General features: G+C 70.5%; 30 protein-coding genes. 24 read left to right on the top strand and 6 right to left on the bottom strand.

What is annotated here, in order from left to right; all coding sequences use genetic code 11:
- Positions 1–106: 106 nt before the first annotated feature.
- Complete coding sequence (locus tag ACIBG4_RS33845; protein ID WP_397205580.1) at positions 107–883, bottom strand: neutral zinc metallopeptidase; 777 nt, start codon at positions 881–883, stop codon at positions 107–109.
- A 123-nt stretch (positions 884–1006) separates the two neighbouring features.
- Entirely contained in the window at positions 1007–1579 is a 573-nt protein-coding gene (locus ACIBG4_RS33840; RefSeq protein ID WP_397205578.1) for a TetR/AcrR family transcriptional regulator, read from the bottom strand.
- Positions 1580–1675: 96 nt separating this feature from the next.
- On the opposite strand from ACIBG4_RS33840, the gene ACIBG4_RS33835 reads away from it, so the two are divergent.
- Both ACIBG4_RS33835 and ACIBG4_RS33830 read left to right on the top strand, forming a co-directional pair.
- Positions 1676–2044, top strand: a complete 369-nt coding sequence (locus ACIBG4_RS33835; protein WP_397205576.1) for a DUF4267 domain-containing protein — start codon at positions 1676–1678, stop codon at positions 2042–2044.
- Positions 2045–2079: 35 nt separating this feature from the next.
- Positions 2080–2577, top strand: coding sequence for a cupin domain-containing protein (locus ACIBG4_RS33830; protein WP_310707248.1), 498 nt, complete (start codon positions 2080–2082; stop codon positions 2575–2577).
- Positions 2578–2616: 39 nt separating this feature from the next.
- On the opposite strand, the gene ACIBG4_RS33825 is transcribed toward ACIBG4_RS33830, so the two are convergent.
- Positions 2617–3519, bottom strand: coding sequence for an EamA family transporter (locus ACIBG4_RS33825; protein ID WP_397205574.1), 903 nt, complete (start codon positions 3517–3519; stop codon positions 2617–2619).
- Between the two features lie 183 nt (positions 3520–3702).
- On the opposite strand from ACIBG4_RS33825, the gene ACIBG4_RS33820 reads away from it, so the two are divergent.
- The 6 genes from ACIBG4_RS33820 to ccsA all read left to right on the top strand — a co-directional run bounded on the left by ACIBG4_RS33820 (position 3703) and on the right by ccsA (position 9231).
- Positions 3703–4623, top strand: coding sequence for a LysR family transcriptional regulator (locus ACIBG4_RS33820; RefSeq protein WP_397205572.1), 921 nt, complete (start codon positions 3703–3705; stop codon positions 4621–4623).
- Positions 4624–4680: 57 nt separating this feature from the next.
- The gene (locus ACIBG4_RS33815) at positions 4681–5322 is read left to right on the top strand and encodes a histidine phosphatase family protein (RefSeq protein ID WP_397205570.1); all 642 of its coding nucleotides are present in this window, start codon (positions 4681–4683) and stop codon (positions 5320–5322) included.
- An 89-nt stretch (positions 5323–5411) separates the two neighbouring features.
- The gene (locus ACIBG4_RS33810) at positions 5412–6005 is read left to right on the top strand and encodes a TlpA disulfide reductase family protein (RefSeq protein ID WP_310707244.1); all 594 of its coding nucleotides are present in this window, start codon (positions 5412–5414) and stop codon (positions 6003–6005) included.
- Positions 5998–6720 carry a cytochrome c biogenesis CcdA family protein gene (locus ACIBG4_RS33805; RefSeq protein ID WP_397205568.1) on the top strand — a complete coding sequence of 241 codons (723 nt, stop codon included), beginning with the start codon at positions 5998–6000 and terminating at the stop codon, positions 6718–6720. The genes ACIBG4_RS33810 and ACIBG4_RS33805 overlap by 8 nt, the downstream gene beginning before the upstream one ends.
- Positions 6720–8300, top strand: a complete 1581-nt coding sequence (locus ACIBG4_RS33800; RefSeq protein WP_397205566.1) for a cytochrome c biogenesis protein ResB — start codon at positions 6720–6722, stop codon at positions 8298–8300. The genes ACIBG4_RS33805 and ACIBG4_RS33800 overlap by 1 nt, the downstream gene beginning before the upstream one ends.
- Entirely contained in the window at positions 8290–9231 is a 942-nt protein-coding gene (ccsA, locus tag ACIBG4_RS33795; protein WP_397205564.1) for a cytochrome c biogenesis protein CcsA, read from the top strand. The genes ACIBG4_RS33800 and ccsA overlap by 11 nt, the downstream gene beginning before the upstream one ends.
- Positions 9232–9395: 164 nt before the next feature.
- Here ccsA and ACIBG4_RS33790 read toward each other — a convergent pair whose 3' ends face one another.
- On the bottom strand, positions 9396–9701 hold the full coding sequence (locus ACIBG4_RS33790; protein ID WP_355441053.1) for a PLD nuclease N-terminal domain-containing protein: 306 nt from the start codon (positions 9699–9701) through the stop codon (positions 9396–9398).
- 185 nt (positions 9702–9886) lie between these two features.
- Here ACIBG4_RS33790 and ACIBG4_RS33785 point away from each other — a divergent pair, with 185 nt between their 5' ends.
- The gene (locus tag ACIBG4_RS33785) at positions 9887–10924 is read left to right on the top strand and encodes a hypothetical protein (protein WP_397205562.1); all 1038 of its coding nucleotides are present in this window, start codon (positions 9887–9889) and stop codon (positions 10922–10924) included.
- Between the two features lie 10 nt (positions 10925–10934).
- Positions 10935–11288 (top strand): hypothetical protein, encoded by a 354-nt coding sequence (locus ACIBG4_RS33780; protein WP_397205560.1) that lies wholly within the window; start codon positions 10935–10937, stop codon positions 11286–11288.
- A gap of 140 nt (positions 11289–11428) precedes the next feature.
- Here ACIBG4_RS33780 and ACIBG4_RS33775 read toward each other — a convergent pair whose 3' ends face one another.
- Positions 11429–11650, bottom strand: coding sequence for a BldC family transcriptional regulator (locus tag ACIBG4_RS33775; protein ID WP_026214226.1), 222 nt, complete (start codon positions 11648–11650; stop codon positions 11429–11431).
- Between the two features lie 255 nt (positions 11651–11905).
- Between ACIBG4_RS33775 and ACIBG4_RS33770 the strand changes: the two genes are divergently transcribed.
- Positions 11906–12124 (top strand): DUF4229 domain-containing protein, encoded by a 219-nt coding sequence (locus tag ACIBG4_RS33770; RefSeq protein WP_355441065.1) that lies wholly within the window; start codon positions 11906–11908, stop codon positions 12122–12124.
- Here the strand turns inward: ACIBG4_RS33770 and ACIBG4_RS33765 are convergent.
- Complete coding sequence (locus ACIBG4_RS33765) at positions 12121–13329, bottom strand: hypothetical protein (RefSeq protein WP_355441068.1); 1209 nt, start codon at positions 13327–13329, stop codon at positions 12121–12123. The two genes, ACIBG4_RS33770 and ACIBG4_RS33765, sit on opposite strands and share 4 nt — an antisense overlap.
- A gap of 78 nt (positions 13330–13407) precedes the next feature.
- Between ACIBG4_RS33765 and ACIBG4_RS33760 the strand changes: the two genes are divergently transcribed.
- From ACIBG4_RS33760 to nuoK, 13 genes are all read left to right on the top strand, one after another.
- Positions 13408–14124 (top strand): demethylmenaquinone methyltransferase, encoded by a 717-nt coding sequence (locus ACIBG4_RS33760; protein ID WP_397205557.1) that lies wholly within the window; start codon positions 13408–13410, stop codon positions 14122–14124.
- A gap of 207 nt (positions 14125–14331) precedes the next feature.
- On the top strand, positions 14332–15594 hold the full coding sequence (locus tag ACIBG4_RS33755; protein WP_310707234.1) for a geranylgeranyl reductase family protein: 1263 nt from the start codon (positions 14332–14334) through the stop codon (positions 15592–15594).
- Positions 15595–15670: 76 nt separating this feature from the next.
- Entirely contained in the window at positions 15671–16066 is a 396-nt protein-coding gene (locus ACIBG4_RS33750; RefSeq protein ID WP_310707233.1) for an NADH-quinone oxidoreductase subunit A, read from the top strand.
- A gap of 2 nt (positions 16067–16068) precedes the next feature.
- Positions 16069–16620: an NADH-quinone oxidoreductase subunit B family protein gene (locus ACIBG4_RS33745; protein WP_175591133.1), complete on the top strand. Its 552-nt coding sequence runs from the start codon at positions 16069–16071 to the stop codon at positions 16618–16620.
- The gene (locus tag ACIBG4_RS33740; protein WP_397205554.1) at positions 16617–17312 is read left to right on the top strand and encodes an NADH-quinone oxidoreductase subunit C; all 696 of its coding nucleotides are present in this window, start codon (positions 16617–16619) and stop codon (positions 17310–17312) included. Before ACIBG4_RS33745 ends, ACIBG4_RS33740 begins: the two co-directional genes overlap by 4 nt.
- Positions 17309–18637 carry an NADH-quinone oxidoreductase subunit D gene (locus ACIBG4_RS33735; protein WP_310707232.1) on the top strand — a complete coding sequence of 443 codons (1329 nt, stop codon included), beginning with the start codon at positions 17309–17311 and terminating at the stop codon, positions 18635–18637. The genes ACIBG4_RS33740 and ACIBG4_RS33735 overlap by 4 nt, the downstream gene beginning before the upstream one ends.
- Positions 18634–19290, top strand: coding sequence for an NADH-quinone oxidoreductase subunit NuoE (gene nuoE, locus ACIBG4_RS33730; protein WP_310707231.1), 657 nt, complete (start codon positions 18634–18636; stop codon positions 19288–19290). The genes ACIBG4_RS33735 and nuoE overlap by 4 nt, the downstream gene beginning before the upstream one ends.
- The gene (nuoF, locus tag ACIBG4_RS33725; protein WP_310707230.1) at positions 19287–20576 is read left to right on the top strand and encodes an NADH-quinone oxidoreductase subunit NuoF; all 1290 of its coding nucleotides are present in this window, start codon (positions 19287–19289) and stop codon (positions 20574–20576) included. The genes nuoE and nuoF overlap by 4 nt, the downstream gene beginning before the upstream one ends.
- Entirely contained in the window at positions 20573–22960 is a 2388-nt protein-coding gene (locus ACIBG4_RS33720) for an NADH-quinone oxidoreductase subunit G (RefSeq protein WP_397205551.1), read from the top strand. Before nuoF ends, ACIBG4_RS33720 begins: the two co-directional genes overlap by 4 nt.
- Positions 22957–24258: an NADH-quinone oxidoreductase subunit NuoH gene (gene nuoH / locus ACIBG4_RS33715; RefSeq protein ID WP_357621800.1), complete on the top strand. Its 1302-nt coding sequence runs from the start codon at positions 22957–22959 to the stop codon at positions 24256–24258. The genes ACIBG4_RS33720 and nuoH overlap by 4 nt, the downstream gene beginning before the upstream one ends.
- On the top strand, positions 24245–24760 hold the full coding sequence (gene nuoI, locus ACIBG4_RS33710) for an NADH-quinone oxidoreductase subunit NuoI (protein ID WP_310707227.1): 516 nt from the start codon (positions 24245–24247) through the stop codon (positions 24758–24760). The genes nuoH and nuoI overlap by 14 nt, the downstream gene beginning before the upstream one ends.
- Positions 24753–25511, top strand: a complete 759-nt coding sequence (locus ACIBG4_RS33705) for an NADH-quinone oxidoreductase subunit J (RefSeq protein ID WP_355441088.1) — start codon at positions 24753–24755, stop codon at positions 25509–25511. The genes nuoI and ACIBG4_RS33705 overlap by 8 nt, the downstream gene beginning before the upstream one ends.
- A complete protein-coding gene (nuoK, locus tag ACIBG4_RS33700; protein ID WP_310707225.1) occupies positions 25508–25804 on the top strand; it encodes an NADH-quinone oxidoreductase subunit NuoK in 297 nt (98 codons plus the stop codon). Before ACIBG4_RS33705 ends, nuoK begins: the two co-directional genes overlap by 4 nt.
- Positions 25805–25817 lie beyond the last annotated feature (13 nt).

Here is a 25817-nt window from a genome sequence, read left to right as displayed (position 1 = left end):
CCGGTCCGGCTACCGAAAGGCCCGCAACCTGCGTCGCGACCCGCGGGTGGGGCTCTCCTCGGCGCCCGCCGACAGAGCGTCGCACGCCATCATCGGGGGCGGCCGGTCAGGAGACCTTGGAACTCGGTGCCGTCCAGGTGTTGCACGCCTGCGGCGAGGCGGCGCGGAAGCCCTTGTCGAGCCAGGCGGCCATGTTGCGGCCCTTGCCGTGGTCGGCGGCCTTGGTCCACTCGTCGCCGCTCTGCCGGGTCACGTACAGGAGGTCCTTCCAGTCGTCCTCCGTGCGGTCCAGGGACGCCCAGACGCTGCCGACGAACGCGCCGCCCAGGCACTCGGCCTGGAGCTCGTAGCGCCGGATCTGCTCGTTCAGCTCTTTCTTCCCCTTGTACGGGTAGCGGTCGAACGCCGCGTCCATACCGGTGATGTTCTGAATATGGTGGCCGTATTCATGCGCGGCCACCTGGAACAGGAACAGGTCCCAGGGATCGTCGAGGGTGTCGTCATCGAGGAGGACGACGAAGCGCCGCTCGGCGCCGCAGTATGTCGCCGCGGTGTACTTGCCCCAGGCGTGCCCGCAGTATCGCCGCGGCTTGGTGATGAATCCGATCCTGGCTTTCCTGAACGGCAGGCCGGCGCGCTCGAAATGAGCCCCCCAGGAGGCGTTGAGGCAGTTCAGCACCGTCGTGAGGTACCGCTTGGCGGAGGGCACGTCGTTGCGCTTGACGTCCCGCTCGCGGCATCGGCGCGGTTCGAGGTCGCCGGTGGCGTACAGCTTGTTCTTGGTGAGGTCCGGGTCCCTGATGGGGTAAACGGATGCCTGGGCCGTTCCGGACAGCAGAAGGGAGAAAAGCGTGCATGCCACAACAAGGGGGGTTAAACGCATGAAGGGCATCTTAGGCTCAGATGACCTTGATTGCCGACCATATTCGCGAAGGCCGCTGTCGGCGAATGAATGGCCGCCTAACCCGTAAAGGGCATTTGTTGCCGACCGCGCCGGCGTGGGGTCTCAGCGGGTGAAGCGGCGCAGGAGGAGGGCGACCCGCTGGGGATGCTGCTCGCAGGGCAGCCTGCCGCCCCGCGTGAGCGTCGCCAGCCCGTGCAGGCCGCTCCACAGCGTCTCCACCAGCAGGCCCGGGTCGTCGTCGCCCGCCACGGGCCGGACGGCTTCGAGCAGCTCGTCGAAGGTGGCGTGCAGGGCGGCCGGCGCCTCAAGCGTGGCGAACGGCAGGTCCACGGCCTGGCTGAACATGGCGTCGTACAGCGCGGGCCGCTGCTCGGCGAACGCGGAGTAGGCGGAGGCGACGGCGGCCAGGGCCCGCGTGGGCTCGCGGGCCGTGGCGCGGGCCGCGCGCAACGCCGCGGCCAGGTCGGCGAACCCCTCCACGGCGACCGCGGCCATGATGGCGTCCTTGCCCTTGAAGTGGCTGTAGAGCACCGGCTGGCTGTACTCGACGCGCTCGGCGAGGCGGCGGGTGGTCACCGCCGCCCATCCCTCGGTCTCGACGATCTCCCGGGCCGCTTCGATGATCAGCCGCTCGCGTTCCGCACGCTCGCGCTCTCGGCGCGTCCGAATCGACATACCTCGACTCTAGCGTCGCTAGCGTTCCTGTCTACGCTCTGATAGTGTCGATCTCGTTGCTAGCGCCGCTAGAAAACGTATCGAACGGAGATCGTCGTGCTCACCCCCATCGCCTACGGGCTCGCTGTCGTCCTCGACCTGCTCATCCTCTTCATCGGCATCCGCTTCCTCGCGCAACCCCAGGCCGCCGCCGCGGGTTACGGCGTCCCGGCCAAGGACGGCGACTCCGCCTACCTGACGATCAAGGGCATGCGTGACGTCACCTACGGCCTCGTGGGTCTGGCCCTGCTGTTCTTCGTGGGAGTGCGCGCCGAGGCGTGGTTCATGCTCGTGGTCGCGCTCCTGCCGCTGGTGGACACCGTCATCGTCCTGCGTCACGGCGGCACCAAGGCGGTGGCCTTCGGCATCCACTTCGCCACCGCCGTGGCCGTGCTCGTCAGCGCCGTCCTGCTCTTCCTCGTCTGAGTCGCAACCCCCCTACGAACGCAAGGAGTCCCCAGATGTCTCTCGTCGTCCCCAGCTTCAGCGAGTCCGTGATCGTCCGCTCCGCCGAGGCCGAGGTGATCGGCCGGGCCCCGACCACCATCCGCCTGCTGGCCGACAGCGGCTCCACCGGCGGCGCGCTGTCCACCCAGCGCGTCACGCTGGCCGACGGCGCCGACGGCGCCAAGCCGCACCACCACGCCGGATCGGCCGAGCTGTTCTACGTGCTGGACGGCACCGCCCAGCTCCTGTCCGGCGAGCAGGTCGTGACGGCCGAGCGCGGTGACCTGGTCGTCGTGCCGCCGAACGTCGCGCACGCCTTCGCCGCCGCGCCGGGCGAGGACGCGGACCTGCTCATCGTCATCACGCCGGGCGTCGAGCGGTTCGAGTACTTCCGCCACCTGGAGCGCATCGCGTACGGCAAGGTGCCGCCGGAGAGCCTGCTGGAGGTCCAGGAGCTCTACGACACGTACTTCAGGACCAGCGAGACCTGGGACCGTGCCCGTACGGCATGACCCCGCCGCGGGACCCCGGCCGGCTCGGCCGAGCGGGGGTCAGGGGCGTGGCGCCGGCGTCCGCGGCGCGGAGGGCGCCGGCGACAGGGAGGCGTGCCCCCGGGAACGGGGGCGGCTCCCCGCGTACAGGACGCCCGCCACGATCAGCGCCCCGGCGGCCAGCTTGGGCCACGACAGCGGCTCGCCCGTCAGCAGGGCCGCGGACGACAGGCCGAAGACGGGCACGAGCAGTGTGTACGGCGCGACGGTCGAGGCGTCGTAGCGGCGCAGCAGGTAGCCCCACACGCCGAATCCGCCCAGCGTGGACACGAAGGCGACGTACGCCAGAGAGAGCCAGCCCTCCGCCGGGACGGCGAGGCGCGGCGGGCCCTCCACGAGGAGGGACAGCGCGAGCAGCGGGGGCGCCGACAGGGCGCTCACCCACACCATGAACCGCAGCGAGTCGGGCGGCGCGGCCTTGCGCTGGATGACGTTGCCGAGGCCCCAGGCCGCCGCGGCCGCCACGCACAGGGCGAAGGCGCCGGCGGGCCCCGAGAGGCCGAAGTCGAAGGCGACCAGGGCGAGCCCGGCGAAGGCCACGGCCAGGCCGGTCGCGCGCCGCGCGGTGAGCCGCTCGCCCAGCAGCAGCACCGCGAAGATCACGGTGAAGACCACCTGGGCCTGCAGCACCAGGGAGGTCAACCCGGCGGGCATCCCGGCCCGCATGCCCATGAGCAGCAGGCCGAACTGCCCGACCCCGATCGCCGCTGCGACGCCGGCGACCCAGCGCCACGGCACCTGGGGCCGCCCCACGAGGAGCAGGGCGGGGAACCCGGCGAGGGCGAACCTGAGCCCGGCGTACAGCAGCGGCGGGAAGTGCCGCAGGCCCACCTGCATCACCACGAAGTTGACGCCCCATACGGCCGCGAGGCCGATGGCGAGCGCCAGGTGACGCGGGGTCACGCAGCGCGCGGCTTCCGGTAGCGGACGCGCTGCTCCTTGGCCTGCTCGGCCAGGGTCTGGAGGTAGGAGAACGAGGGGGCGGACTGCTTCTTCTGCTTAAGGATTCGCATGCATATATTTTCCAACGCTACAGAGTGAAGGACAAGCGAGACTTTCTACGCTAAACCCTTTAGGCTGGCTTACATGTTGGACCTGAACCGGCTCAAGGCTCTGCATGCCGTCCACGTCTACGGATCGGTGGGCGCGGCGGCCGACGCCCTCATGGTCACGCCCTCGGCGGTGTCCCAGCAGATCGCCAAGCTCGAACGCGAGACCGGCGCCCGCCTGGTGGAGCGCAACGGCCGGGGGGTGCGGCTCACCGACGCCGCGGGCCTGCTGGCCGAGCACGCCGAGCGCATCCTCGCCCTCGTGGAGACCGCCGAGGCCGACTTCGAGGCGCTGCGCGGCGCGGTCGTGGGCCGCCTGCAGATGGGAGCCTTCCCCACGGCGACCCGCGGGCTCATGCCCGGCGCGCTCACGGGGCTGCGCGCCCGCCACCCCGACCTCCAGGTCGTGCTCAACGAGCGCGATCCCGAGCGGGTGGTGCGCGAGGTGGCGCGGGGCGAGCTGGACCTCGGCGTCATCCAGGACTGGATGAACCGCCCGATGGCCATCCCCGACGGGCTGTCCAAGGCGACGCTGCTCGACGACATCGCCGACGTGGTGCTGCCCAGCGGCCACCCGCTCGCGGGCAGCAGGGAGATCGAGCTGGCCGCGCTGAGCGGAGAGCAGTGGATCAGCTCCTCGCCCGGCACGGTCTGCCACGACTGGCTCGTCTTCACACTGCGCAGCGCCGACCTGGAGCCGGACATCTCCTGCATGGCCGACGAGTACCCGACGCAGATGGCCCTCGTCGCGGCCGGCCTCGGGTGCGCGATCATCCCCAGGCTGGGCAGGGACCTCGTGCCCGAGGGGGCCACCGTCGTGCCGCTGCTGCCCCGGCAGTCGCGGCGGATCTACGCGATCTGGCGCACGGACGCGGCCCGCCGCCCCGCCATCAGGGCCGCGGTCGACGCCCTGACCCACGCCAGCCGCACCCACGAGAACGCCTGGGCCACCGTCTGAAACGCCGGGAACCACGCTGCCGGCGTCAAGGGCGGAGCGGATAGGCTGTGGCTCATCATGGCTGAAACCACCGTCGTCCACCTGATGCGTCACGGCGAGGTGCACAACCCCAACGGCATCCTCTACGGCCGGCTCCCCGGATACCACCTGTCCGACACCGGCCGGCTGATGGCCGAGACCGTCGCCAAGGCGGTGGCCTCACGTGACATCGTCGCCCTCTACTGCTCCCCGCTGGAGCGCGCCCAGGAGACCGTGGCACCCCTGGCGGCGACGCTCGGCCTGGAGGTCACGACCGACGAGCGGCTGATCGAGGCCGCCAACCTGCTCGAAGGCCGCATGGTCGGGCAGGGGCTGACGATCTTCCGCAACCCGCGCAACTACCGCTACTTCTGGAACCCCATGCGCCCGTCCTGGGGCGAGCCGTACCCCGTGATCATCAAGCGGATGCGCTCGATCGTGGAGGAGGCCAGGGACGCGGCGCGCGGCCATGAGGCGGTCCTGGTGAGCCACCAGCTCCCCATCTGGGCGATCCGGATGGCGGCCGAGGGGCGCCGCAGACTCTGGCACGACCCGCGGCGCAGGCAGTGCGCGCTGGCCAGCCTCACCACATTCACGTTCGAGGGCAACCGCCTGGTCAGCGTCGGCTACAGCGAGCCGGCCGGCTCGCTCGTCAAGGGGCCGACGATCCCGGGGGCCTGATCCTCCCGCGGCGCCCCAGCGTCCTGGGCGGCCGGTCCCGCCGGTAGAGTTGCAAGCTCTACCGCTTGTAGTGCAAGGAGATCTTCCCCGTGCGCGCGAAGTCCGTCTCCATCGGTTCCGCCGGCCCGCTCGCCCTCGTGGCCGTCCTGGCCGTAACGGCTACGGGCTGCGCCGGCAGCCAGAACGGGCAGCCCCAGGCGGGCGACACGCGCTTCGTCGCCGGCGACGGCACGATGCAGGTGTTCGCCGCGGCCGAGCGCAAGGCCGCGCCCGCGATCCAGGGGCAGACGCTCGACGGCGGCACCGCCTCCCTCGCCGCGCACAAGGGCAAGGTCGTGGTGCTCAACTTCTGGGCGTCCTGGTGCGGGCCCTGCCGGGCCGAGGCGCCGGTGCTCAAGGACGTCGCCGCCAAGACCAAGGGCTCGGGCGTCGAGTTCGTCGGCATCGACTTCAAGGACCGCCAGGCCGACGCGCTGGCCTTCGAGCGCACCGAGCAGACCGGCTACCCGAGCATCTTCGACCAGCCGGGCAAGGTGGCGCTGGCCTTCCAGGGCACGGTCCCGCCCGCCGCCATCCCGTCCACGCTGGTGATCGACGAGCAGGGCCGCATCGCCGCCCGCGCGCTCGGCGCCGTGCGCTACCAGGACCTGATGGACACCGTGACCAAGGTGCGCGATGAGTGACGTCGTCGCCTCCGGCTCGCTGCTGCTGGCCGTGCCGATCGCGGTCCTCGCGGGGGTCGTGTCGTTCCTGTCGCCGTGCGTGCTGCCGCTGGTGCCGGGCTACCTGTCGTACGTGACCGGCATGAGCGCCGACCCGAAGCGGGGGCGGCTCGTGCTGGGCACGGCGCTGTTCGTGGCCGGGTTCGCGGTGGTGTTCGTCGCCGGGGGGGCGCTGTTCGGCGGGCTCGGCTCGATGATGATGGTCAACGCGGACGTCATCACGCGGGTGCTCGGCGTCGTCACGATCCTGCTCGGGCTGGCCTTCCTGGGCGTGGTGCCCGGGCTCATGCGCGACGTGCGCATCCACCGGCTGCCGGCCGCGGGGCTGGCCGGCGCGCCGCTGCTCGGGGTGGTGTTCGGGCTGGGCTGGACGCCGTGCATCGGCCCGACGCTGGCCGTGGTGCTGGCGCTCGGGCTCAACGAGGGCAGCGCGTCCCGGGGCGCCCTGCTCGCCGTGGCGTACGCGCTGGGGCTGGGGCTGCCGTTCGTGGCCGCCGCCCTGGCCTACAGCAAGGCGCTGCGCACGTTCCGCGCCGTCCGCCGGCACAGCCGGCTGATCACCCGGATCGGCGGCGGCATGATGGTCGCCGTCGGGCTGCTGCTCGTGACCGGCCTGTGGGGAGAGATGATCGCAAGCATGCAGGGGCTCGTCGGCGGGTTCAGGCCGGTGATCTGATGGCGGTCAAGGAGCTGGAGAAGGAGCAGGCGCCGCGGCCCGCCGGTTTCGGCGCGCTGGGCTGGGCGCGCTGGGCCTGGCGCACGCTCACCTCCATGAAGACGGCCCTCATCCTGCTGTTCCTGTTCGCGCTGGCCTCGGTGCCCGGCTCGCTGGTGCCGCAGCGCGGCGTCGAGCCCGACAAGGTCGCGCGGCTCTTCCAGCAGAACCCGGCCCTCGCCGAGTGGTACGACCGCTTCCAGCTCTTCGACGTCTTCACCTCGGTCTGGTTCGCCGCGATCTACCTGCTGCTGTTCACCTCGCTGGTGGGCTGCATCATCCCGCGCACCGCCACCTACTTCCGTGAGGTGCGCCGCCGGCCGCCCGCCGCGCCGCGCAACCTGGCGCGGCTGCCGCACCACGCCGCCTTCGCCGGCGACCTGACGGTCGAGGAGGCGGCCCGGCGGCTGCGCGCCCGCCGCTTCCGGGTCGAGACCGGCGACGGATGGGTGGCCGCCGAGAAGGGCTACCTGCGGGAGACGGGCAACCTGCTCTTCCACATCTCGCTGCTCGGCCTGCTCGTCGCGGTCGGCATGGGCTCCCTGTACGGCTACCGGGGCAACGTGCTCGTCGTCGAGGGCGACGGCTTCGCCAACACCGTCGCCAACTACGACCGGTTCATCCCGGGCCGCGAGGTGTCGGCCGAGTCGCTGGAGCCGTTCTCGTTCGAGCTGAAAGATTTCAAGGCCACCTACCAGGTCCAGGGCGACAAGCGCGGCCAGGAGCTCGACTACTCGGCGTACCTGCGGGTCAACGACTCGCCGACGGCGCCGGCGCGCGACTACGAGCTGAAGGTCAACGAGCCGCTGGAGATCAACGGCACGCAGACGTACCTCATCGGGCACGGCTACGCGCCCGTGTTCAAGGTCACCGACGGCCAGGGGCAGGTCGCCTTCGACGGGCCGGTGCCGTGCCTCATCGAGCACAAGCCCACCCTCACCTCGGGCTGCGTGGTCAAGGCGCCCGACGCCCGGCCCGGGCAGCTCGGTTTCCTGCTGAGGTTCCTGCCGACGAGCGTGCCGCTGACCGACGGCACCTACGCCTCCGCCTTCCCCGGCGAGCTCCAGCCCGAGGTGCAGGTGCTCGGCGCGTTCACCGGCGACTTCGGCGTGCGCTCCGGCCGCCCCCAGTCGGTGTACCAGCTGGCGCCGCAGGACCTCATGAAGAAGCTCAAGCCGCTCGTCATGGGCACCTCCGTGCCGAAGCCGCTGCCCGTGGGCCAGTCGCTCGACCTGCCGAACGGCGCCGGCAAGCTGCAGTTCACCGGGGTCAAGGAATGGATCACCCTCCAGGTCGCCTACGACCCCGGCCGGGTGCCCGCGCTGCTGGCCGCCGCCCTCGCGACGGTGTCCATCGCGGCGTCGCTGACGATCCGCCGCCGCCGGGTGTGGGTGCGGATCGGCGGCAAGGACGGTGCCGGCGAGAAGGGCGCGGTCGAGGTGGGCGGCCTGACCCGCACCGAGGGCTCCGCCGCGGGCTTCGCCGAGGAGTTCGACGACATCGTGAAGGTTCTATCTGCTGGAGACAAGGATGTCCGCTGACCGACTGGCCGAGGTGAGCGACCTCTTCGTCGTCGCCGCGGTGCTGCTCTACCTGTTCTCCATGGTCGGCTTCGCGCTGGAGCTGGCCTTCGGGCGGGCCCGGGCCGACGCTCCGGCCGCCCGCGCCAAGGTGCCCGTCACCGTGGGCGGCGGCGACACCGGCGACGCGGACGCGGCCGTACCCGCCGGGGTGGAGCCGCCGAGCTGGGCGCCCAAGGCGGGCGTCGCCGCGCTCGGGCTGGGCTGGCTGGGCTGGGCGGCCAACCTCGCCGCCATCGTCACCCGCGGCCTGTCCGTGGACCGGTGGCCGTGGGGCAACATGTACGAGTTCGTGGTGGCGATCTGCTTCGCCGCGGTGACCACGTTCCTCGCCATCCAGTTCCGGCAGAACGCGCGCTTCCTCGGCGCGTTCGTGATGGTGACGGCGACGCTGGGGCTCGGCTTCGCGGTCAAGGTGCTCTACACGGCCGCGGGCCCGGTGGTGCCGGCGCTCAACTCGTACTGGGTGGCCATCCACGTCACGGCGGCGATCCTGGCGAGCGGCCTGTTCATCCTCGCGGGCGTCGCGGGCATCCTCTACCTGGTGCGCGGCGACGGCCTGTCACGGCTGCCGTCGCGGGCCGACCTGGAGCGGGTGGCGCACCGGGTGATCGTCCTGGCGTTCCCGGTGTGGACGTTCGCCGTCATCGCCGGCGCGCTGTGGGCCGACAAGGCGTGGGGCCGCTACTGGGGCTGGGACCCCAAGGAGGTCTGGGCGTTCATCACCTGGGTCGCCTACGCCGCCTACCTGCACGCGCGGGTCACGGCGGGCTGGCGCGGCCGGGCGGCGACGATCGTGCAGCTCATCGCGTTCGCCTGCCTGCTGTTCAACCTCATCGGCGTGAACATCTTCATCAGCGGGCTGCACAGCTACGCCGACGTGAGTTCGTGAGCCGGAGGGGCGAGCGGGAGGGGGGTGCCTTCGCTTCGCGGGGGCGCCGACCGGCCCGTCAGCCGGCCGGCCGATGAATCAGCCGGCCGATCACTGAGCCGGTCGATCGCTGAGCCGGTCGATCGCTGAGCCGGTCAGCTGTCAGCCGGTCAGCCGTCAGGCGGTCAGTCGTCGCCGCGCATGCGGCGGTCGAGCTCGCGCAGGAACTCGGGGTCGTCGTCGGGGCCCTTGGGGATGGGGGCGGGGGCCGCGTCGGGCCGCCGCCGGGGTGCCCGCTCCGCCGTACGCGCGCTCTGGGGGCGGCCGAGCAGCATCCAGAACAGCCCGCCCGCGAAGGGCACCAGCACGACGATCAGCAGCCAGAGGGTCTTGGGGACGTTCCTGACCTCCTCCTCGGGGGTGGTGATGAGGTCGAACAGCGAGTAGAGCCAGAAGGCCAGCAGCGCCAGGCCGATTACGACACCTGCCATGCCCGAACTGTAAGCCATCTGCGACGTGATCGTGTCAGCCACATGCACCATTTCGGGTGACTCGCGATGATCCGCGTCGTACCGTGGAACAGATTCAGCGGAGCCCCTCGCCGGGCGGCGCCCCACGGCCGTCCGGCGGCTCGCGCGGGCGCCACGGCGTGGAGAGGTGCGCGTGGAGAGGTGCGATGGCCTTTTCTAACGACAAGGGCCGCCATCGGCGGGGTCGTTGGTGGCGGCGTGGCTCGTACCTCTTCTCCCGGCGCAGCGAGGCGCCCCCGGACGCCGACCGCTCCTTCTGGGCCTACGGCGCCCCGTCCCTCCGCCGCCCGGAACGCCCGGTACAGGAGCCGCCACGCGAGTCCTCCCGCGGGCCCGACAGCCGCTCCTTACGTGACCGGCTGGAGCGGGACCGGCTGGAGCGTGACAGGGCGGCTCGCGAGGCGCACCGGGCGCCGCCGGGGCAGGGCGAGACGTCCCGCCTGTGGGAGCGGCGGCGCAGGTGGGAGGCGCCCGAGCGGTTGCCCGCCGCCGTGGTGGAGCGCCCCCAGTACACCTGGTACGACTTCGAGCTCGACGACCTGCCGCCCAGGGCCCAGCCGAATCGGCCTGACGCCCCGTCCCTGGGCGACGGGCTGCGCCACTGCGGCAGGCTGGAGGCGGTCCTGCACCGCCAGTGGGACGCCCGGCTCGGCCCGCCGACGCCGGAGGTGATCCGGGCCGTGGAGAGCCTCGCCAGGCTCCCGGAACGGCTCAAGGACCTGCTGGCCGACGGTCTGGAGGGCATCTACGTCGGCCACGGCGGCGTCCCGGACCTCGACGACATGGGCTACCTGCGCGGCGCCCCACTGCCCTCGGGCCGCGCCACCTGGGACATCTGCGCCGGCGCGTACGGCGACCGGAAGATCGTGGTGGGCGACCGGCCGTCGCCGACGCCGGACGTGATGATGCACGAGGTGGGTCACGCCATCGACGACATCGACTCGACGTACGGTGACTGGGTGTCCGACTCGGCGGAGTTCGTGGCCCTGTACGAGCAGGCCACGCCGTTGCTGGCCTCGGCCTTCCACCGGCAGGGAGGCGGTCTTGGCCGCAAGGAGTTCTTCGCCGACGCCTTCGCCGCGATCGCCTCGCGGCAGCGCCCGGCGCTCGTCGACATGCTGAACGGCGACACGCGGATGGCGCTCGACGTCATGCTGTTCTTCAACCGGCGCTACGGAATCTAGGTGATCAGCCATGTACGTCATCCGGCTCGCTGACGGGACCCTGCGCGTGCCGCGGACCCTGACCAGCGAAGACGGGCGCCTCATCGCGAACGCGTACGTGGACCTCGAACCCGGCGACCCCGACTACGACCGGTGGCTGCCGGAGTCGCTGACCGAGGACGAGCTGGCCGAGCGGCGCGGCAGGTGGCAGGCGGGCAACGACGAGCTGGAGCGGGAGTTCCTGGCGTACCGGGCGGAGCAACTGGGGGCCGAGAACGCGGGCAGGGCCCGGGCGGAGCAGCTGGGGGCCGAGAACGCGGGCCGGGCGGAGCAGGTCGGGGCGGAGAACGCGGGACGGGCCAGGATGGAGCAGGAGGAGACCTAGCCGCGCGGCCGGTGGCCGGGGAGGACCGTCCTGGACAGGCGCCAGCCACGGTCAGCGGTTGGCGCCCGGCGTGCCGTACCTATCCAGAACGGCATCCCGCCGCGGTGATCCTGGCGCGCAGGATCACCGAAGACGGAACGTCAGACGCGCGGGGACTCGCCTGCCGGCCGATCGGCCGTAAGGACGTCCTCGCCTCGCAGAAGGGCGTGCACTTCCGACTCGCGGAAGCGCCGGTGCCCTCCGGGGGTGCGGATACTGCTGATGCGGCCTGCCGCAGCCCAGCGCGTAACCGTCTTTGGGTCTACCCGGAAGAGGGCGGCAACCTCTCCTGGGGTCAGCAGACGCTCGCTGCTACTCTCCACCAATCTCTCCCCCTCGCATCCCGCTTCCTGCCAGCGGGCGGACAGGTAACAAGTGTGTCGAGCGAAGCCTGATTTATCCGTGGTTTTCGACAAAGATCACGGGTTGTTATCAGCTGACTGCCCGATTGTTATATGATAGAGCCTCTTTGGGGCTCTCGTGGGTGTTTCTTTACGAAACTCCCTGACTGGGAACAGTAGCAGCGCTCGCGCCGGATGCGAAGAGCGACCGCACTAGCCGGCGAGTAACCTCGACGTGTGCGTCCCGTTCTCGTTTACACCCTGTTGAGGATTGTTCTCTTCCTCGTGACCGCCGGCCTGCTCTTCCTGCTGGGCCTGCAAAACCTGTTCTGGCTGATCGTCGTCTCATTCTTGGTCAGCGGAGTCGTGAGCTATGTCGTGCTGTCCAAGCAGCGAGACTCCATGAGCACACGCCTCACCAACAAGATCAACCGGCCGAAGCCGCACGACGACTAGGGCAGGGGGAACATGCCAATCCGGGCATGGTACTCCCGTCCGAGTCTCGTCGTGTCGCTACCAACCAGTAGTCCGCCGGGGTGGGCCAGAAACGCCTTGACCCCGATGCCGCGCTCCCGCCCGGGATTCCAACTGAGCGCCTTACCTGTCATCGGATGAATGGCCGCGATCCCCTCACGGGGCACCGCGCCCGGTCCGGCCGAGTCGTGGCCGCCGGGATTGTTCATCCAGCGCTGGTGGCCGCCCACGTAGACGGCCGCCCCGGTGACCGACACCGCGTAGAGCGAGTCGCCGCCGGTGCTGTTGACCCAGGTGGGCCGCACCTCGGAGGCCGTCGCGTACGTCTCGAACCTGGCGGCCGAGTCGCACAGCCGGCCGCTGCGCGGTCCTCCCGTGGTGACGACCACGAAGTAGCGGCCGTCCGGTGAGACGTCGAGCCCGCGCACGTACGAGGGGAACGCGCGCATGCACGCGGGCGCGTACGCGGTGGTCCGCCAGGGTGCGACCCGGGCCGTGGCGCCGGCGACGTCGATCAGCCCGAGCTGGGGCCGTGAGCGCCCGCCCAGGGTGGTGAAGCTGCCGTCGACCACCAGTCGGTCGGCCGTCGCGGCCAGCGCGGTGACCTTCACCTTGGGCGTCAGCGGAGCCCCCGGTGTGATCGCGAAGCGCGGGTCGGCCGCCCCGGTGACGGCGTCCAGCCGGGCCAGCGCCGTGCGGGGGCCGGTGAAGTCGCCTCCGGCGTACACCTGGGAGCCGCGCCGGGCCAGCGTGGTGACCATGCCGCCCGTGACCCGCGGCGCGAAGCCCGGCACCGCCGAGCCGTCGGCCAGCCTGAGCCGCGCCAGCGGCCCCAGGGGGGCGCCGTCGACCTCGGGGAAGTCGCCGCCCACGTAGACCGTGCCGTCGTCGCCGGCGGCCAGGGCGTGGACGGGGCCGTCGACCTCCGGCGCGAAGCCGGGCAGGATCCGCCCGGTGGCCAGGTCGTAGGCGAACAGGTTGTCGCGCGCCACCGTGCCGGACCGGTCGGCGCCGGAGACCTCGGTGAACGAGCCCCCCACCACCACGGTGCCACCGACCAGCGCGATCGCGTTCACGATGCCGTCGAGGACGTGCGGCGTGGTGTCGACCGGGTCGGCCGACACCACCCGGGCGTGCGCGACGGGGGCGGTCGCGAGGAGCGCCGCGAGTGTGACTCGGGAAAACATTCGCCAAGTTCTAGCAGACTCTTCGTGGTCATACGCTTACTTTCCGTTGATTGTCGCCGTGGCCATAGGCTTGGTCCCATGACGCGTGCTCAGTTGGACAAGCAGCCGGACCAGGTCGCCGCGATGTTCGATCGCACCGCCCGGCGCTACGACCTCGTCAACGATGTGCTTACGCTGGGCCAGGTGCGCCTGTGGCGCAAGGCCGTCGCCCACGCCGTCGACGCCGGACCCGGCGAGCTGGTCCTCGACCTCGGCGCCGGCACGGGCACCTCGACCGACGCCTTCACCACGCTGGGAGCGCGCGCGATCGCCTGCGACTTCTCGCTGGGCATGCTCCACACCGGTGTGCGCAGGCGCGGGGGCAACGCGCTGAGCGGGCCGGGCGTGCCGTTCGTCGCGGGCGACGCGATGCGGCTGCCCTTCGCCGACGACTCCTTCGACGCGGTGACCATCTCGGTGGCGCTGCGCAACGTCCACGACACCGCCCAGGCGCTGCGCGAGATGCTGCGGGTCACCAGGCCGGGCGGGCGCCTGGTCGTGCTGGAGTTCTCCCGCGTGACGGTGCCGGCCTTCGATCTCGTCTACCGCCAGTACCTGATGCGGCTTCTTCCCGTGGTGGCCCGCGTCTTCGGCTCCAACGGCGCCTCCTACGACTACCTCGCCGAGTCGATCAGGGACTGGCCCGACCAGGCGACCCTGGCCCGCACGATGCAGGGGGCCGGCTGGGAGCGGGTGGCCTGGCGCAACCTGGACCTGGGGATCGTGGCCATCCACCGGGGGTTCAAACCGGCCTGAGCCGGGTCCACGATGCGGGACACGCCGGGACGGGGTTGAGCGAAATTCGCTTCCGGCGACGGTTTGGTCAAAGCGGCAGGCCCCGACTGCCACTATGTACCGGAAAAGCGTTAGACTGCGGGCCGACAAGTTTGTGAAGGGGTTCACAAAGGAACGAAGGCGCCAGACACCCCGAGGCCTTCGAGCGTGTAGGACAGGAACAGTCCAGTGACCGTGCCCACAGCCAGAAAGCCTGACGACGATGCCGACGTCATCGTCGTCGGCGCCGGTCCCGCCGGTTCCGCCACCGCTTTCCACCTCGCCCGGGCCGGGCTCGACGTGCTGCTTCTGGAGAAGACCACCTTCCCCCGGGAGAAGGTCTGCGGCGACGGGCTGACGCCCCGCGCGGTCAAGCAGCTGATGAACATGGGCATCGACATCGACGCCCCCGGCTGGGTGCGCAACAAGGGCCTGCGGGTCGTCGGCGGCGGCCTGCGCTTCGAGCTCGACTGGCCCCAGCTGGAGCGCTTCCCCGACTTCGGCCTCGTGCGCACCCGGCAGGACTTCGACCAGATCGTCGCCGCCAACGCCGTCAAGGCCGGGGCGCGGCTGATGGAGGGCGTCAACGTCAGCGGCCCGGTCCTCGACGACCGCAGCGGCCACGTGGTCGGGGTGACGACCAAGGACGGCGCCACCTACCGGTCCCGGATCGTGGTGGCCGCCGACGGCAACAGCACCCGGCTGGCCCTCGGCATGGGGCTGCACAAGCGCGAGGACCGCCCGATGGGCGTGGCCGTGCGCACCTACTTCACCAGCCCCCGCCACGACGACGACTACCTGGAGACCTGGCTGGAGCTCTGGGACGACGAGACGCTGCTGCCCGGCTACGGCTGGGTGTTCGGCGTCGGCGACGGCACCGCCAACGTCGGTCTCGGGCTGCTCAACACCAGCGCCCAGTTCAAGAACATCGACTACCGCGACCTGCTCAAGCGGTGGTGCAGGGCGATGCCCGCCGAGTGGGGCTTCACCGAGGAGAACATGACGGCCCCCATCCGCGGCGCCGCGCTCCCCATGGCCTTCAACCGGCAGCCCCACTACACGCGCGGTCTCGTCCTGGTCGGCGACTCCGGCGGCGCGATCAACCCGTTCAACGGCGAGGGCATCGCGTACGCCATGGAGACCGGCGAGATCGCGGCCGAGGTCATCGAGCGGGCCCTGCGCAGGGACACGACGCCCGCCCAGCGCGAGCGCACCCTGCGCGCCTATCCTGACGTGCTGAAGGACGCCTACGGCGGGTACTTCACCCTTGGCCGGTGGTTCGTCGAGGCCATCGGCAAGCCCGGCGTCATGAGCTTCGGCACCCGCCATGGTCTGCCGCACCCGAGGCTGATGCGCTTCGCGCTCAAACTCCTTGGTAATCTCACCGACCGGCGGGGCAATGCGTCAGACAAGATCATCAACGCACTCTCGAAGGTCGCGCCGCCAGCATGAATCCCGCACACACCCGGCACATCCATAGACCAGGCTGCGCGCCCGCGCGCGCGGCGACTCCAGAGGAGGCGTAGCGATGGACCTTTACGTGCCCATCCTGGTGCTCGCCGTTCTCGCGGGGGGCTTCGCGATCTTCTCGGTCGCCATCGCCCCCTTCACCGGACCCAAGCGCTGGAACCGCGCCAAGCTTGACGCCTACGAATGCGGCATCGAGCCGACGCCCCAGCCGGTCGGTGGCGGACGGTTCCCGCTCAAGTACATGGTGACCGCGATGCTCTTCATCGTGTTCGACATCGAGATCATCTTCCTCTACCCGTGGGCCGTGTCGTTCGCCCCGCTGCACGGCGACGACGGCCGTGTGCTCGCCTCGGGCCTCGGCATCTTCGCGCTGGTCGAGATGCTGCTGTTCATCGTCACCGTGCTCGCGGCCTACGCGTACGTGTGGCGCCGCAAGGGTCTGGACTGGGACTGAAAATGGGACTTGAAGAGAAACTCCCCAGCGGCTTCATCCTCAGCACGGTCGAGCAGGCCGCGGGATGGGCGCGCAAGAACTCCGTGTGGCCGGCCACCTTCGGTCTCGCCTGCTGTGCCATCGAGCTGATGGCCACCGGTGGCCCCCACTACGACCTGGCGCGCTTCGGCATGGAGCGCGCTTCGGCGTCTCCCCGCCAGGCCGACCTGATGATCGTCGCGGGTCGCGTGTCGCAGAAGATGGCCCCGGTGCTGCGGCAGATCTACGACCAGATGGCCGAGCCGAAGTGGGTCATCGCGATGGGCGTGTGCGCCTCCAGCGGCGGCATGTTCAACAACTACGCGATCGTGCAGGGCGTCGACCACGTCGTGCCGGTCGACATCTACCTGCCGGGCTGCCCGCCGCGGCCGGAGATGCTGATCGACGCGATCGTCAAGCTACACGACAAGATCCAGAACATGAAGTTCGGCGCACACCGGGCCAAGCAGATCGACGAGCTCGAACTGCGGGCCCTGCGCCAGCTTCCGCTGATCGACCAGGGGGCTGCCAAGTGACCTCCCCAGACAACCTCCCCGAGGTCCCCGGGGCCGAGGTCCCGGCGGCTCCGGAGGTGCCCGAGGCGCCGGTCGTCCGGCGCGGCATGTTCGGCACGTCCGACTCGGGTGACACCTCCGGCTACGGCGGCCTGGTGGTGCGGCGGGCGCCGCAGCTGTCCACGCCCCGCCCGTACGGGAGCTACTTCGACGAGATCGTCGACACCCTGGCCCTCGACGACGCGATCGAGCGCGTGGTCGTCGACCGGGGCGAGCTGACCCTGCACGTCAAGCGCGAGCGCCTCGTCGAGGTCTGCCAGAAGCTGCGCGACGACCCGGCCCTGCGCTTCGAGCTGTCGCTCGGCGTGTCCGGCGTCCACTACCCGCACCTGGCGGGCGAGGAGCTGCACGCCGTCCTGCACCTGTGCTCGATCACGCACAACCGGCGCGTCCGGGTCGAGGTGAGCTGCCCCGACTCCGACCCGCACATCCCCTCGACGGTCGGCGTCTACCCGGGCCACGACTGGCACGAGCGTGAGACGTACGACTTCTTCGGCATCGTCTTCGACGGCCACCCCGCGCTGACCCGGATCATGATGCCGGACGACTGGGACGGCCACCCGCAGCGCAAGGACTACCCGCTCGGCGGCATCCCGGTCGAGTACCGCGGCGCCACGGTGCCTTCGCCGGACCACAGGAGGGCATACTCGTGACCACTGGCTACGACGAGGCGACCGAGGGCAAGGTCTACTCGGTCTCCGGCGCCGACTGGGACGAGATCGTCACCGCCGGGGTGCGCGACTCCGACACCGAGCGCCTGGTCGTCAACATGGGCCCGCAGCACCCGTCCACGCACGGCGTGCTCCGCCTGGTCCTGACCCTCGACGGTGAGACGGTCACCGAGGCGCGCGGCGTCATCGGCTACCTCCACACCGGCATCGAGAAGAACATGGAATACCGGACGTGGACCCAGGGCACCACGTTCGTCACCCGCATGGACTACCTGTCGCCGATCTTCAACGAGACGGCGTACTGCCTGGGCGTGGAGAAGCTCCTCGGCATCGAGGACCGCATCCCGGACCGGGCCCAGGCCATCCGGGTCATGATGATGGAGCTCAACCGCATCTCCTCGCACCTGGTCGCGATGGGCACGTTCGGCATGGAGCTGGGCGCGACCACGCCGTTCCTCTTCGGCTACCGCGACCGCGAGATGATCATGGATCTCTTCGAGTACATCACCGGTCTGCGGATGAACCACGCCTACATCCGCCCCGGCGGCGTGAGCGTGGACCTGCCCGCGGGCGCGGTCGACAAGGTCGGCGAGTTCCTCAAGGAGATGCCCAAGCGGATCAAGGACATCCGCAAGCTCCTCGACGCCAACCCGGTCTACCTCAGCCGCACCCGCGACGTCGCCTACCTCGACCTGACCGGCTGCATGGCCCTCGGCATCACCGGGCCGATCCTGCGCGCCGCCGGCCTGCCGTGGGACCTGCGCAAGTCGCAGCCCTACTGCGGGTACGAGACCTACGAGTTCGAAGTGGCCACCGAGCGCGGCGCCGACGTGTACTCCCGCTACCTCGTGCGCATGCGCGAGATGGAGGAGTCGCTCAAGATCGTCGAGCAGGCCCTCGACCGCATCGCCGGCCCGCTCAAGGGCGACCCCGTGATGATCGAGGACAAGAAGATCGGCTGGCCCGCGCAGCTCGCGCTCGGCCCCGACGGCTTCGGCAACTCGCCCGATCACATCGCGCACATCATGGGCAGCTCCATGGAGGCCCTCATCCACCACTTCAAGCTGGTGACCGAGGGCTTCCGGGTGCCGGCCGGGCAGGCGTACGCCTCGATCGAGTCGCCGAAGGGCGAGCTCGGCGCCCACGTGATCAGCGACGGGGGCACCCGCCCCTACCGCGTGCACTTCCGCGAGCCGTCCTTCTGCAACCTGCAGGGCTTCCCCGCGATGGCGGAGGGCGGCCAGATCGCCGACGTCATCGCCGCGGTGGCTTCTATCGACCCCGTCATGGGAGGTGTGGACCGGTGACTTATTCACCGGAAGTCCGTGAGCGTCTCGAGCGGGACGCCAAGGAGATCATCGGCCGCTACCCCAAGGCGCGCTCCGCCCTGCTGCCGCTGCTCCACCTGGTGCAGTCGGAGGACGGCTACGTCTCCGACGCCGGCCAGGAGTTCTGCGCGGAGATGCTGGGCCTCAGCAAGGCTGAGGTCGTCGGCGTCTCCACCTTCTACACCATGTACAAGCGCAGGCCCGCCGGCGACTACCACGTCGGCGTGTGCATCAACTCGCTGTGCGCGGTCATGGGCGGCGACCAGATCTGGGAGGAGCTGAGCGAGCACGTCGGCGTCGGTCACGAGGAGACCACCTCCGACGGCAAGGTCTCGCTGGAGCGCCTGGAGTGCAACGCCGCCTGCGACTTCGCCCCGGTCATGATGGTCAACTGGGAGTTCTTCGACAACCAGACGCCCGACTCCGCCAAGCAGCTCGTGGACGACCTGCGTGACGGCAAGGACGTGCGGCCGACCCGGGGCCCGAAGAAGCTGTGCACCTTCAAGGAGGCCTCGCGCGTGCTCGCCGGCCTGCCCGACGACCTCGCGGGCGAGGGCCCGTCGGCCGCCGGCGCCTCGCTGGAGGGCCTGAAGGTCGCCAAGGCCAACGGATGGAAGGCCCCAGAGGCATGAGCGTCACCCTGACTCCCGTCCTGACCGCCAACTGGGACCGTCCCGACTCCTTCACCCTCGACGGCTACGGGCCGTACGAGGCGGCCAAGAAGGCGCTCGGCATGGACCCCGACGCGGTCATCCAGGCCGTCAAGGACTCCGGCCTGCGCGGCCGCGGCGGCGCGGGCTTCCCGACCGGCATGAAGTGGGGCTTCATCCCGCAGGGCGACGGCAAGCCGCACTACCTCGTCGTCAACGCCGACGAGTCGGAGCCGGGCACCTGCAAGGACATCCCGCTCATGATGGCCAACCCCCACTCGCTGGTCGAGGGCGTCATCATCACCGCCTACGCCATCCGCGCCAACCACGCCTTCATCTACGTGCGCGGCGAGGTGCTGCACGTCATCCGCCGGCTGCACGCGGCCGTGCGCGAGGCGTACGAGAAGGGCTACCTGGGCACCGACATCTTCGGCTCCGGCTACGACCTGGAGCTCGTCGTGCACAGCGGTGCCGGGGCGTACATCTGCGGCGAGGAGACGGCGCTGCTCGACTCGCTCGAAGGCTTCCGGGGCCAACCTCGACTCAAGCCTCCGTTCCCGGCCGTGGCGGGCCTGTACGCCTCGCCTACTGTCGTGAACAACGTGGAGTCCGTGGCGAGTGTTCCCTCGATCATCGCCAACGGGGCCGACTGGTTCGCCGGGATGGGCACCGAGAAGTCCAAGGGCTTCGGCATCTTCTCGCTGAGCGGCCACGTCACCCGGCCCGGCCAGTACGAGGCGCCGCTGGGCATCACCCTGCGGGAGCTGCTCGACATGGCGGGCGGCATCCGCGAGGGGCACCAGATCAAGTTCTGGACCCCCGGCGGCTCGTCCACGCCGATCTTCACCGACGAGCACCTGGACGTGCCGCTCGACTTCGAGGCGGTCGGCGCCAAGGGCTCCATGCTCGGCACCCGCGCGCTGCAGATCTTCGACGAGACCACCTGCGTGGTCCGCACCGTGCTGCGCTGGACCGAGTTCTACGCCCACGAGTCGTGCGGCAAGTGCACGCCGTGCCGCGAGGGCACCTACTGGCTCAAGCAGGTGCTCAAGCGGCTCGAAGCCGGACAGGGCACCGAGGACGACCTGGTCACCATCACCGACATCGCCGACAACATCCTGGGCCGCTCCTTCTGCGCCCTCGGCGACGGCGCGACCAGCCCGATCCACTCCTCGGTGAAGTACTTCCGCGACGAGTACCTCAAGCACTTCGAGGTCGGCGGCTGCCCGTTCGACGCGAAGAAGTCCACTCTCTGGGGTGACCAGTGACAACAACCGCCGTAGAGACCACCCTGGTGACCCTGTCGATCGACGGGTTCCAGGTCAGCGTCCCCAAGGGCACCCTGATCATCAGGGCGGCCGAGCTGCTGGGCATCCAGATCCCGCGCTTCTGCGACCACCCGCTGCTCGACCCCGCGGCCAACTGCCGCCAGTGCCTCGTGGACATCCCCGACGCGGGCAACGGCCGCGGCTTTCCCAAGCCGCAGCCGTCGTGCGCGATCGAGGTCGCCGAGGGCATGGTGGTGCAGACCCAGCTCACCTCGCCGGTCGCCGAGAAGGCGCAGCGCGCGGCGATGGAGTTCCTGCTGCTCAACCACCCGCTGGACTGCCCGGTCTGCGACAAGGGCGGCGAGTGCCCCCTGCAGAACCAGGCCATGTCCAACGGCCAGGGCGAGTCCCGCTTCCACGAGCACAAGCGGACCTTCCCCAAGCCGCTGCCGCTGTCCACGCAGGTGCTGCTCGACCGTGAGCGGTGCGTCCAGTGCGCCCGCTGCATCCGCTTCTCCGACCAGATCGCCGGCGACCCGTTCATCGAGTTCTTCGAGCGCGGCGCCAAGGAGCAGGTGGGCGTCGCCGACGGCGCGCCGTTCCAGTCCTACTTCTCCGGCAACACCGTGCAGATCTGCCCGGTCGGCGCGCTGACCGGCGCCGCCTACCGGTTCCGGGCGCGGCCGTTCGACCTGGTCTCCACGCCGAGCGCGTGCGAGCACTGCGCGTCCGGCTGCTCGCTGCGCACCGACCACCGGCGCGGCCGGGTCACCCGCCGCCTCGCCGGCAACGACCCGCAGGTCAACGAGGAGTGGAACTGCGACAAGGGCCGCTGGGCGTTCACCTACGCCACGCAGCCCGACCGCCTCAAGACCCCGCTGGTCCGCAACGAGGAGGGCGTGCTCGTGCCCGCCTCGTGGCCGGAGGCGCTGAGCGTCGCCGCCCAGGGCCTGGCCGCCGCCCGCGGCAGGGCCGGCGTCCTCGTCGGCGGGCGCGTCACGGTCGAGGAGGCGTACGGCTACTCCAAGTTCGCCCGCGTCGCCCTCGGCACCAACGACGTCGACTTCCGCGCCCGGCCGCACTCCGCCGAGGAGGCGGCGTTCCTGGCTCACGCGGTCGCCGGTCGGGGCATCGAGATCTCCTACGCCGACCTGGAGAGCGCGCCCGGCGTGCTGCTCGTCGGGTTCGAGCCCGAGGAGGAGTCGCCGATCGTCTTCCTGCGCCTGCGCAAGGCGTGGACGAAGCGCGGCCTCAAGGTCACCGCCATCGCGCCGTTCGCCACCCCGGGCCTGGCCAAGATGGGCGGCACGCTCATCCGCACCGCGCCGGGCGGCGAGGCCGACGCGATCGGCGACCTGGTCGGCAGCCTCCCCGAGGGCACGGTCGTGCTCGCCGGTGAGCGGCTCGCCACCGTCCCGGGCGCCCTGTCCGCCCTCCTCCGGCTCAGCGCCGCCTCCGGCGCCCGGCTGGCCTGGGTGCCGCGCCGGGCCGGTGAGCGCGGCGCGGTCGAGGCGGGCGCGCTGCCCAACCTGCTGCCGATCGGCCGGCCGGTCGAGGACGAGAGCGCCAGGGCGGAGATCGCCCGGGCGTGGAACGTCGCCTCGCTGCCCGCCGTCCCCGGCCGCGACACGGCCGGCATCCTGGCCGCCGCGGCGCAGGGCGACCTCGACGCGCTCGTCGTCGCCGGGGTCGACCCCTACGACCTGGCCGACCCGGCCGCCGCGCTGGACGCCCTGGAGCGCACGCCGTTCATCGTCAGCCTGGAGATCCGTGCCAGCGCGGTCACCGACCGGGCCGACGTCGTCCTGCCGGTCGCCGCCGTGCAGGAGAAGGGCGGCACGTTCGTCAACTGGGAGGGCCGCGGACGCTCGTTCGAGGCGCCGCTCAGGGTGCCCGGCCTGCAGAGCGAGCTGGTCGTCCTCGGCAACCTCGCCGACCGCATGGACGTGCACCTCGGCCTGCCGGACGCCAAGACCGTCCGGCGCGAGCTGAGCGCCATCGGCGCCTGGCGCGGCACCCGCGTCGCCGCCCCCGGAGTCTCCACCCGCTCGCAGGCCGCCCCGGCGGCCGGTCAGGCGGTGCTGGCGACCTGGCACCTGCTGCTGGACGAAGGCCGGCTGCAGGACGGCGAGCCCTACCTCGCGGGCACCGCCCGCGCCGCCGAGGCGCTGGTCTCGGAGAGCACGGCGGCGGAGATCGGCGTCGTGGACGGCGACAAGCTCGTCGTCGGCGGCCCCGGCCCGAACCCGGTCACGCTGCCGGTCCGCGTCGCGGACCTGCCCGACCGCGTGATCTGGGTGCCGGCGAACTCCGGCGGCTGCTCGGTCACCCGCGACCTGCGCGCGGTGGCCGGCGACATCGTCACCATCGGGAGCGCCTCATGAACCATGTTCTCGCGGCCGATCCGACCCTCGCCGACTTCGGCAAGGACCCGCTCTGGATCACCATCATCAAGGCCGTGCTGCTCTTCGTCTTCCTGATGCTGGGCGTCCTGTTCGGCGTCTGGTTCGAGCGCAAGCTCATCTCGCGGATGCAGAACCGCTACGGCCCCAACCGGGCCGGCAAGTTCGGTCTGCTGCAGTCCGTGGCCGACGGCCTGAAGATGGGCCTGAAGGAGGACCTCTTCCCGCGGACCGTGGACAAGGTGCTCTACCTGCTGGCCCCGGTCATCATGGTGGTCCCGGCGTTCCTGGCCTTCTCGATCGTGCCCATCGGGCCGGTGGTCAACCTGTTCGGCGTGCAGACGCCGCTGCAGCTCGTGGACCTGCCGGTGGCCGTGCTGTTCATGCTGGCCATGGGCGCCATCTCGGTCTACGGCGTGGTGCTCGCCGGCTGGTCGTCCCGCTCGCCGTACGCGCTGCTCGGCGGTCTGCGGTCGGCGGCGCAGGTGGTCTCGTACGAGATCGCGATGGGGCTGTCCTTCGTGGGCGTCTTCCTGTTCGCCGGGACGCTGTCCACCTCGGAGATCGTCAAGGCGCAGGAGCAGACCTGGTACGCGGTCCTGCTGATCCCGTCGTTCCTCGTGTACGTGGTCTGCATGTTCGGCGAGGCCGCCCGCATCCCGTTCGACCTGCCCGAGGGCGAGGGCGAGCTGGTCGGCGGCTTCCAGACCGAGTACTCCTCCTCCCTGAAGTTCGCCCTGATCATGATGGGCGAGTACCTTCACACGTTCACCGCCTCCGGCATCGCGGTGACGCTGTTCCTCGGCGGCTGGCGGGCGCCCTGGCCCATCTCCCTCTGGGAGGGGGCCAACCAGGGCTGGTGGCCGGTCCTGTGGTTCTTCATCAAGTTCGTGCTCACGTTCTGCTTCATCGTGTGGGTACGGGCCTCCCTGCCGCGCGTGCGCTACGACCAGCTCATGTCCCTGGGCTGGAAGGTGCTGATCCCGGTCAACCTGGCCTGGATCCTCATCGTCGCGGCGGTCCGCAACGTGGTGGTCAACAAGGACACCTCGATGCTGTCCATCGGGCTCGGCGTGGTCATCGTCATCGGGGCCATCGCCATCTGGCTCCGGTTCGACACCGTCAACCAGCGGCGCAGGGAAGCGAAGAAGGCCCAGGTCGAGGCCGAGTTCGAGGAGCTGACCAGCGACCCGGCGGCAGGTGGCTTCCCGGTGCCGCCGCTCGATCTGCCGCACTACCACGGGGTGCAGCACAAGGAGATTCCCAGTGGGACTAACTGATTGGCTGAACCCCGTCAAGGGCTTCGGGGTCACCTTCCACACGATGTTCAAGAAGCCCGTCACGGTCAACTACCCGGAGGTGAAGCGGCCGACGGCTCCGCGCTTCCACGGCCGCCACCAGCTCAACCGGTGGCCCGACGGCCTGGAGAAGTGCGTCGGCTGCGAGCTGTGCGCCTGGGCGTGTCCGGCCGACGCCATCTTCGTCGAAGGCGCGGACAACACCGAGGAGGAGCGCTTCTCCCCGGGCGAGCGTTACGGGCGCACCTACCAGATCAACTACCTGCGGTGCATCCTGTGCGGTCTCTGCATCGAGGCGTGCCCCACGCGGGCGCTCACGATGACCAACGAGTACGAGCTGGCCGACACCAGCCGCGAGAGCCTCATCTACACCAAGGAGATGCTCCTCGCGCCGCTCACCCAGGGCATGGAGCAGCCTCCGCACCCCATGCGGCTCGGCGAGACCGAAGAGGACTACTACCGGCTGGGACGGACCAATGGGTGAGACCGTCACATTCTGGGTGCTCGCCGTCGTATCCGTCGGCGCGGCGCTCGGCATGGTCTTCAACCGGAAGGCCGTCTACTCCGCGCTGATGCTCGGCACCGTGATGCTCTGCCTGGCCGTCCTGTACGCGGTGCAGGACGCGCCGTTCCTGGCGGCGGTGCAGATCATCGTCTACACCGGCGCAGTCATGATGCTGTTCCTGTTCGTGCTCATGCTGGTCGGCGTCGACTCGTCCGACTCGCTGGTCGAGACGATCAAGGGCCAGCGGTTCTGGGCGGCGATCGCGGCCATCGGGTTCGCCGTGCTGGTGATCCTGGCCTTCGGCAACGCGGTCTTCGCGCCGCAGGCGGGCCTGGAGGGCGCGGTCGGCACGGCCGGCTACATCCGGTCGCTGGCGCTGTTGCTGTTCACCAAGTACGTGTTCGCGTTCGAGATCACCTCGGCGCTGCTGATCACCGCCGCGCTCGGCGCGATGGTGCTGGCGCACCGCGAGCGGCTCACCGAGAAGGCCACGCAGAAGGACCTGTCCCGGGCCCGCTTCCGCGGCGACCGGCCGTCCCCGCTGCCCGGCCCCGGCACGTACGCGCGCAACAACGCCATCGACATGCCGGCGCTGCTGCCCGACGGGACCGTCGCGGGGGACTCGGTCAACCGCTACATCGCGCGCTACGACGTCGAGGAGGGCCACCTCCCCGACGACCCGCGCCTGGCCGAGGCCATCCAGCACAAGGCCGAGGAGGACTCCAAGTGACCACGCACTACCTGGTCCTCTCGGGCCTGCTGTTCGCCATCGGTGCGATGGGCGTGCTCATCCGGCGCAACGCGATCGTGGTGTTCATGTGCGTCGAGCTCATGCTCAACGCCTGCAACCTCGCGTTCGTCACCTTCGCCCGCCAGAACGGCAACCTCGAAGGCCAGATCATCGCGTTCTTCGTGATGGTGGTGGCCGCGGCCGAGGTCGTCGTCGGCCTGGCAATCATCGTGACGATCTTCCGAACCCGCAGGTCCGCGTCCGTAGACGACGCCAACCTGCTGAAGTACTAAGAGGTGACTGGTG

This window comes from Nonomuraea sp. NPDC050383 (assembly GCF_044459125.1).
In the GTDB taxonomy this organism is placed as follows: Bacteria; Actinomycetota; Actinomycetes; order Streptosporangiales; family Streptosporangiaceae; genus Nonomuraea.
The sequence above is the reverse complement of the archived record's forward strand: the minus strand, read 5'-3'. Positions and strand labels throughout refer to the sequence as shown.

Coding starts and splice junctions, on each gene's coding strand:
- ACIBG4_RS33845 (WP_397205580.1), bottom strand. CDS start 883: ATGCGTTTAACCCCCCTTGTTGTGGCATGCACGCTTTTCTCCCTTCTG.
- ACIBG4_RS33840 (WP_397205578.1), bottom strand. CDS start 1,579: ATGTCGATTCGGACGCGCCGAGAGCGCGAGCGTGCGGAACGCGAGCGG.
- ACIBG4_RS33830 (WP_310707248.1), top strand. CDS start 2,080: ATGTCTCTCGTCGTCCCCAGCTTCAGCGAGTCCGTGATCGTCCGCTCC.
- ACIBG4_RS33820 (WP_397205572.1), top strand. CDS start 3,703: ATGTTGGACCTGAACCGGCTCAAGGCTCTGCATGCCGTCCACGTCTAC.
- ACIBG4_RS33815 (WP_397205570.1), top strand. CDS start 4,681: ATGGCTGAAACCACCGTCGTCCACCTGATGCGTCACGGCGAGGTGCAC.
- ACIBG4_RS33805 (WP_397205568.1), top strand. CDS start 5,998: ATGAGTGACGTCGTCGCCTCCGGCTCGCTGCTGCTGGCCGTGCCGATC.
- ACIBG4_RS33800 (WP_397205566.1), top strand. CDS start 6,720: ATGGCGGTCAAGGAGCTGGAGAAGGAGCAGGCGCCGCGGCCCGCCGGT.
- ccsA (WP_397205564.1), top strand. CDS start 8,290: ATGTCCGCTGACCGACTGGCCGAGGTGAGCGACCTCTTCGTCGTCGCC.
- ACIBG4_RS33790 (WP_355441053.1), bottom strand. CDS start 9,701: ATGGCAGGTGTCGTAATCGGCCTGGCGCTGCTGGCCTTCTGGCTCTAC.
- ACIBG4_RS33785 (WP_397205562.1), top strand. CDS start 9,887: ATGGCCTTTTCTAACGACAAGGGCCGCCATCGGCGGGGTCGTTGGTGG.
- ACIBG4_RS33780 (WP_397205560.1), top strand. CDS start 10,935: ATGTACGTCATCCGGCTCGCTGACGGGACCCTGCGCGTGCCGCGGACC.
- ACIBG4_RS33765 (WP_355441068.1), bottom strand. CDS start 13,329: ATGTTTTCCCGAGTCACACTCGCGGCGCTCCTCGCGACCGCCCCCGTC.
- ACIBG4_RS33760 (WP_397205557.1), top strand. CDS start 13,408: ATGACGCGTGCTCAGTTGGACAAGCAGCCGGACCAGGTCGCCGCGATG.
- ACIBG4_RS33750 (WP_310707233.1), top strand. CDS start 15,671: ATGGACCTTTACGTGCCCATCCTGGTGCTCGCCGTTCTCGCGGGGGGC.
- ACIBG4_RS33745 (WP_175591133.1), top strand. CDS start 16,069: ATGGGACTTGAAGAGAAACTCCCCAGCGGCTTCATCCTCAGCACGGTC.
- nuoF (WP_310707230.1), top strand. CDS start 19,287: ATGAGCGTCACCCTGACTCCCGTCCTGACCGCCAACTGGGACCGTCCC.
- nuoH (WP_357621800.1), top strand. CDS start 22,957: ATGAACCATGTTCTCGCGGCCGATCCGACCCTCGCCGACTTCGGCAAG.
- ACIBG4_RS33705 (WP_355441088.1), top strand. CDS start 24,753: ATGGGTGAGACCGTCACATTCTGGGTGCTCGCCGTCGTATCCGTCGGC.